The sequence below is a fragment of the Thermus arciformis genome, assembly GCF_900102145.1.
Lineage (GTDB): Bacteria > Deinococcota > Deinococci > Deinococcales > Thermaceae > Thermus > Thermus arciformis.
This window is the reverse complement of record NZ_FNBC01000065.1, coordinates 1-6,067: the sequence shown is the minus strand read 5'-3', so window position 1 is coordinate 6,067 and position 6,067 is coordinate 1. Positions and strand designations below refer to the sequence as shown.

Below are 6,067 nucleotides of genomic sequence, written 5' to 3'. Positions count from 1 at the left end.
TGGAGGGGACGGTCCGGGTTGCACCGGCCCGAAAGGGCCGGTGAGGATTGAAACCCTGTCCGCCGGGACGGCTTCAGCTGGTCCCTAGAGGTTGCACCGGCCCGAAAGGGCCGGTGAGGATTGAAACCAAAGGAGCCGGAGCCACCCGCATCACGGGGAAAGAGGTTGCACCGGCCCGAAAGGGCCGGTGAGGATTGAAACCTCCGCTGGCCATAAAAGGGCAACGGCCCCCTGGAGGGCCGCGCGTCCTGCACCGGGCTATCGGGAACCCAGGCCCAGCCCGATGGGTTGTCCTCATCCTACTACCCCTCGCAGCGGAGCGCAACGGTCCATCCTCCAGCACTTTGGTGTCAAGAATGACCTTCAAGCCTGCGGAATATCTCCTCTTCGCTCATCTTGGCCCGGCCGACCACCCTAGCAAGAAAAGCGGAAAGCTGCTTCTTAGCCTTCTTGCGGTTCACCTCCTCCTCCAAGAGGCGCAGCAGTCTTTTTTCCCAGCTCGGGCCGTAGGCCTTTTTGAAGCGCTCCAGGGCCTTTTCCATCTCAGCGGGCAAGGTCATACCTTCATCCTATCCCCGATAGGCCCGCCACAGCTCTCACCCGGCCCAGGTGGCCAGGGCGAAGGTCCTCATCGCTAGGCGGTTTCGCACGGTCCATCCCCACGTGTGTGGGGACTGAAACCCCGTCCGCCGGGACGGGTTCTCCTGGTCCGTGGAGGTTGCATCGGCCCGAAAGGGCCGGTGAGGATTGAAACCCCCAACGCCTGGCCCGGCTCAGGTACCGGGACCGCACCTAAGTACCCCGCCCAGCCCCCGCTCTAGCGAAAGCCCGGGCGGGGTACTTAGACTGGGGGGCAGGATGGCCTCCAAAAAGAACCCGCCCAAGCCCGCCCTGGCCAAACCCCGCCACTTTGACGAGGCCAACGTGGCCCGCCTGGGCCTCATCTCCATCCAGGAGCGGATCCCCGAGGGCTACGCCTCCTGGGAGGAGGAGTTTGAGTTCCTGGGCAAGCCCGTGAAGCTGGCCTGCTACGCCAGCGAGAAGGTGGGGGGCGTGCCCCACGGCCTGGACAACGAGGTCTCCTTGGCTCTCATCGCCCTCTACTTCAACGCCGGAAGCCCCGAGGACGGCACCTTCACCGCCACCCCCTACCAGATCCTCAAGCTCATGGGCCTGGACACCTCGGGCTACTACTACAACGCCCTCAAGGAGAGCCTGATGCGCCTCACCACCGCCACCTACGTCCTCTCGGAGGCCTGGCGGGAGAACGGGCGCTGGCAGAGCGTGACCTTCCGCTACATAGAAAAGCTGGAATACACCAGCTCCCCCCAAGGCAAGCTAGACCGCTCCAGCGTCCTTCGCATCACCCTGGCCAAGGAGATCGTCCGCTCCCTGAAGAACCAGTACGTGAAGCCCATAGACATTGAGTTCATGGCCAGCCTCAGGAGGCCCCTGAGCCGGGCCCTCTACCGCCTCCTGGACGCCCAGCGCTTCTCCCCGGAAAACCCCTCTCCCCTGCCCCGCTTTGAGGTGAACCTCATGGAGTGGGCCGCCGCCTGCAAGATCGTCCACAAGCGGCCCGACAAGGTGCGGCGCACCCTCGAGCCCGCCCACCAGGAGCTCCTGGAGCGGCGCTACCTCCAGTCGGTGGAGTACGTGGGCCGCGGCCAGAACCAGACCGTGGTCTACGTCTTCGGCGAGGAGGCGGGCTCCGTCCCCGACGCCGAGGCGGTGGAGCTCCTCATGGCGGAGGGGCTTTCCTTCACCTCCGCCTACTCCCTGGCCCGCCGCTACTCCCTGGAGCACATCCGGGCCCGGGTGGAGCGTTTCCGGGCCATCCTGGCCTCGGGCTACAAGCCCAAGAACCGGCTGGGCTTCCTCGTGGACGTGATCCGGGACGAGAGCGGCAAGTACGCCCACGCCCTCCCCTCCCCCAACGCCCGCCGGGCCCAGGCCCGCCTGGAGGAGGAGGAGGCCAGGCGGGTGGAGGAGGAGGCGGAGCGGGAGTGGCAGAGCCTCCCCAAGGACGCCCGGGTCCGCCGCGCCCTCCAGGTGGCCCAGCTGGTGCTCCGCTCCCGGGTGAGCGTGGGGGAGCTGGAGGACCTGGCCCGCCTCATGGAGGAGGGCGTCCTGGACCCGAAAAACCTCGTGGAGGAGCTGAAGGAGGCCTCCGCCAGGGGAACCCTGGAGGATTGGCTGAACTCCTTCCGGAATCGCCTGGAGGAGTAGGTATCGGAAGACTTGGGGCGTGGCCCCCCGCCCCAAGAGGCCCCAGGGCCGCGAAGGGCTTCGCGAAGGGCTTTTTCCGCCCATCCCGGGGTATCGGAAGACTTGGGGCGTTCGGGCCAGGGACTATCGGAAGACTTGGGGCGTTCGGGCCTCCCCCCTATCGGAAGACTTGGGGCGTCGCTATCGGAAGACTTGGGGAGTTGGTATCGGAAGACTTGGGGAGTTTACGGCCGGGGTATCGGAAGACTTGGGGTGTTAGTATCGGAAGACTTGGGGAGTTCTATCGGAAGACTTGGGGAGTTCGCGGGGGCCACTTGCGTCCCCGACGCGCTTCGCCCGCCCGCCCCCCGCCCCCTGTTGTTGATCATCAAGTTATTCAAGATCAAAGACTTTAAGATCAACTAAGAGATCAACATCAGGGCCTCGCAAAGCGGAATGAGTCCAAATCTGCCCCGAAACCCGGGGCCGGGCCTCGAGGCCTAGGCCCCCGCACTTGGGCCTCGCAACGTGGGGGGCCCTGGGAGGGCCTTTTGGGGGCGGCGGGAAGCCTCTCCTATCGGAAGACTTGGGGAGCGAGGTGCCCCGCTCCCCTTCTTTCTGCCTTTTTCCCCTTCGTCCGGGCCCGGCTGGCCCGAGGACCCCCATGCTGGCGCAAGCCAGCCTGGGGTGGCCCTAGAGGGCCGTGGCCCCGCCGTCCACGGGAAGGACGGCCCCGGTGACGTAGTCCGAGGCGGGGCTCGCCAGGAAGAGGACCGCCCCGCCGAGCTCCCCCGGGGCCCCCGGGCGGCCCAGGGGCAGGGTGGCCTTGAGGAAGGCTTCCGCCCGGGGGAGGACCTTCTCCGTCATCCGCGTGGGGAAGAACCCGGGGGCGAGGGCGTTCACCCTAATCCCCCACCTTCCCCACTTCACCGCCAGGTCCCGGGTGAGGGCGATGAGGCCTCCTTTGGAGGCGGAGTAGCCCACGGCGTCCAGGACCTCGGGGTACTCCCCCTTGAGCCCGGCCACGGAGGCGATGTGAATGATCTTGCCGTAGCCCCTTTCCTTCATGCGCCGGGCCGCCACCCGGCTCGCCAGGAAGGCTCCCACCAGGTTCACCTCCAGGACCTCCCGGACCTTCTCCACGGGCATCTCCAGGGAAGGGGCCCCCCAGCTCACCCCGGCAGCGTTCACCAGAATGGTGAGGGGGCCAAGCTTTTCCTCCACCTCCTCGGCGATGGCCTCCAGGCGGGCCTCGTCCCGCACGTCCCCTTCCAGGTAGAGGGCGTCCTCCCCTAAGGCCTTGCGGGCCTCCTCAAAGAAGCTCGCCCGCCGGGCCACCACCGCCACCTTCGCCCCCGCCTCCTTGAGGGCTAAGGCGGCCTCGAGGCCGAGCCCCCGGGACCCCCCGGTCACCAGGGCGGCCTTGCCGTCTAGGCGAAACCTTTCCAGGAACATTAGGCACCCCCGTAGAAGTTCTTGTACCTTTCCCGCAAGGCCCGCTTCAGGAACTTGCCCGCGCTCGTCCTCGGGATCTCCTCCACGAAGACGTAGGCGTCGGGGAGCTGCCACTTGGCAAAGCCGGCCTTTAGGAGGTGCTCGTTCAGCTCCTCCGGGGTGGGCTTCTCGCCCCTTGGCACCACCACCGCCAGGGGCCGCTCCTGCCACCTGGGATGGGGGATGGCCACCACCGCCGCCTCCTTCACCTTGGGGTGGCCCATGAGGGCGTTTTCCAGGTCCACGCTGGAGATCCACTCCCCGCCCGACTTGATGAGGTCCTTGAGCCGGTCCTTGATCTCCACGTACCCCTCCCCGTCCCAGACGGCGATGTCCCCGGTGCGGAAGAAGCCGTCTTGGGTGAGGGCGGCCCGGCTCGCCTCCTCGTTCTTGTAGTAGCCCCCGGTGATCCAGGGGCCCTTGAGCTGGACCTCTCCCAGGGTCTTCCCGTCCTTGGGCACGGGGCGGCCCTCCTCGTCCGCCACCCTTAGGCGCACCAGGGGGATGGGGAGGCCCGTCTTGGCCTTGAGGGCGAACTTTTCTCCTTCGGGGAGGGCCTCGAGGTGGCTTTTGACGAAGTTCTGCACCACCACGGGCGAGGTCTCGGTGAGGCCGTAGCCCTGGCGCACCTCAATGCCCATCCGCTCAAAGCGCTCAATGAGGCTCCTGGGCGCGGCCGAGCCCCCCACCACGAGCCGCCTCAGGGTCTTCAGGCGGTGGCCCGTGCCCTCGAGGTGGTCCGCCAGGGCGAGCCAGACCGTGGGCACCCCGGCGGTGAAGGTCACCCCCTCCCCGTCAAAGAGCTCCACCAGGGAGGCGGGGTCTAGCCTGGGCCCGGGGAGGACCTGCTTGGCCCCCACCAGGGTGGCGGCGTAGGGCAGGCACCAGGCGTTCACGTGAAACATGGGCACCACCGGCAGGACCACGTCCCTTTCCGAGAGGGCGGTGCCGTCAAAGAGGCTTGCCGCCAGGGTGTGGAGGACCAGGGCCCGGTGGCTGTAGACCACCCCCTTGGGGAGGCCCGTGGTCCCCGTGGTGTAGGCCATGCCGCAGGCGGCCCGCTCCGGCACCCGCACGGGGTCCACCTCCTCCCCCAGGACCGCCTCGTAGGCCAGGTAGCCCTCCGGGGCCTTCTCGTCCATGACCACGAGGTGCTGCACCGTCTTGAGCTCGCCCCGGATGGCCTCCACCAGGGGGAGGAGGTTCGGGTCAAAGAGGAGGACCTTGTCCTCGGCGTGGTTCAGGATGTAGGCGATCTCCTTGGGGGAGAGCCGGGGGTTGGCGGTGTGGAGGACCGCCCCCATGCCGGGGACGGCGAAGTAGGCCTCGAGGTGGCGGAAGTGGTTGAAGCCCAGGGTGGCCACCCGGTCCCCCACGCCCACCCCGAGGGCCTTGAGGCCCCCCATGAGCCTCCGCGCCCGGCGGTGGACCTCGGCGTAGGTAGTGCGGTGGACCTCCCCGGTGTGGAGGCGGGAGACCACCTCCTTCTTGCCGAAAAGCTCCGCCGCCCGCTCTAAAAAGTCCCAAAGGTTTAGTTCTTCCTCCATCATGGTGCTCGGGAACATGGGCACCCCCTTTGGGTTGAACCCAGTATAAGGCCTTTTAGCCCACCCGGTAGAAGACCCCTTTGGCGAAGGCCACCCGCTTTCCCTCCAAAATGACCTGGTCAAGTAGAGTGCACATTAGCGCACTCCGGCCCTCCACCAGGAGGAGGACCTAAGCTTCCTTTCCACCCCTCCCACGCTCCCCGGTGAAGGAGGGCCTTCAGCGGGGAGAGGTCACGAGGTACCGTGCTCCTGAGAAGGGGAAGGAAGAGGCCTGCCCTCAGGACCCGCCAGGGATGGGCGCCAAGGAAGTTCCTTCCGTCGGTGACCTCCCTTTGGCTCCCTGGAGGGCCCTGAAGGCTTGAAAGCAGGAAGAGGGCCCCGTGAACCCTCTTGAGTTCACGGGAGAGCCTGTTCTTGCGGGGACGGTCGCGTGTAACTTTCTTTTGCTCGCGGAGTTCCTCGGCCCGAGTCTGGTAGAACCGCTGAGCGTAGGCCAGGAAGGCTTCGTCCCTCAGGAGCTTCCCGTATCCCTTGGGAAGCCTCTCCCTGAACCCCAAGGCCCTCCTCCCGATCACGTAGGCGGCGGCCACGTCCTTGGAGAGGGAGAGCTGGGGGGCGTACTTCAGCATCCCAATGGTGGAGGTGTCCTGGGGGTTCACCTCCACGACTTGCACGCCCCGCTTCCTGGCCAGGGAGTGGACCTTCCGGAGGAGGGAGGCGTAGGCGAAGCGGTGCTGCTTCCCGCGGAAGGCCCTTCCAGAGCCGTCACCCCTCCTGGACTTCCTCAGGTACTTCAGGCGTTCCGTGGCGATGGCCAC

General features: G+C 66.9%; 4 protein-coding genes and 1 pseudogene. 1 reads left to right on the top strand and 4 read right to left on the bottom strand.

Going from position 1 to position 6,067, the window contains the following annotated elements; translation table 11 throughout:
• Positions 1-350 precede the first annotated feature (350 nt).
• Positions 351-542: a hypothetical protein gene (locus tag BLP62_RS13015; protein ID WP_241374312.1), complete on the bottom strand. Its 192-nt coding sequence runs from the start codon at positions 540-542 to the stop codon at positions 351-353.
• Positions 543-858: 316 nt separating this feature from the next.
• On the opposite strand from BLP62_RS13015, the gene BLP62_RS13010 reads away from it, so the two are divergent.
• On the top strand, positions 859-2,229 hold the full coding sequence (locus BLP62_RS13010; RefSeq protein WP_093008708.1) for a replication initiator protein A: 1,371 nt from the start codon (positions 859-861) through the stop codon (positions 2,227-2,229).
• A gap of 672 nt (positions 2,230-2,901) precedes the next feature.
• On the opposite strand, the gene BLP62_RS13005 is transcribed toward BLP62_RS13010, so the two are convergent.
• From BLP62_RS13005 to BLP62_RS12995, 3 genes and pseudogenes are all read right to left on the bottom strand, one after another.
• Complete coding sequence (locus tag BLP62_RS13005) at positions 2,902-3,663, bottom strand: SDR family oxidoreductase (RefSeq protein ID WP_093008707.1); 762 nt, start codon at positions 3,661-3,663, stop codon at positions 2,902-2,904.
• Complete coding sequence (locus BLP62_RS13000) at positions 3,663-5,267, bottom strand: long-chain fatty acid--CoA ligase (RefSeq protein WP_093008706.1); 1,605 nt, start codon at positions 5,265-5,267, stop codon at positions 3,663-3,665. Before BLP62_RS13000 ends, BLP62_RS13005 begins: the two co-directional genes overlap by 1 nt.
• A 101-nt stretch (positions 5,268-5,368) precedes the next feature.
• Positions 5,369-6,067: pseudogene (locus BLP62_RS12995) on the bottom strand (IS200/IS605 family element transposase accessory protein TnpB); the annotation flags it as partial.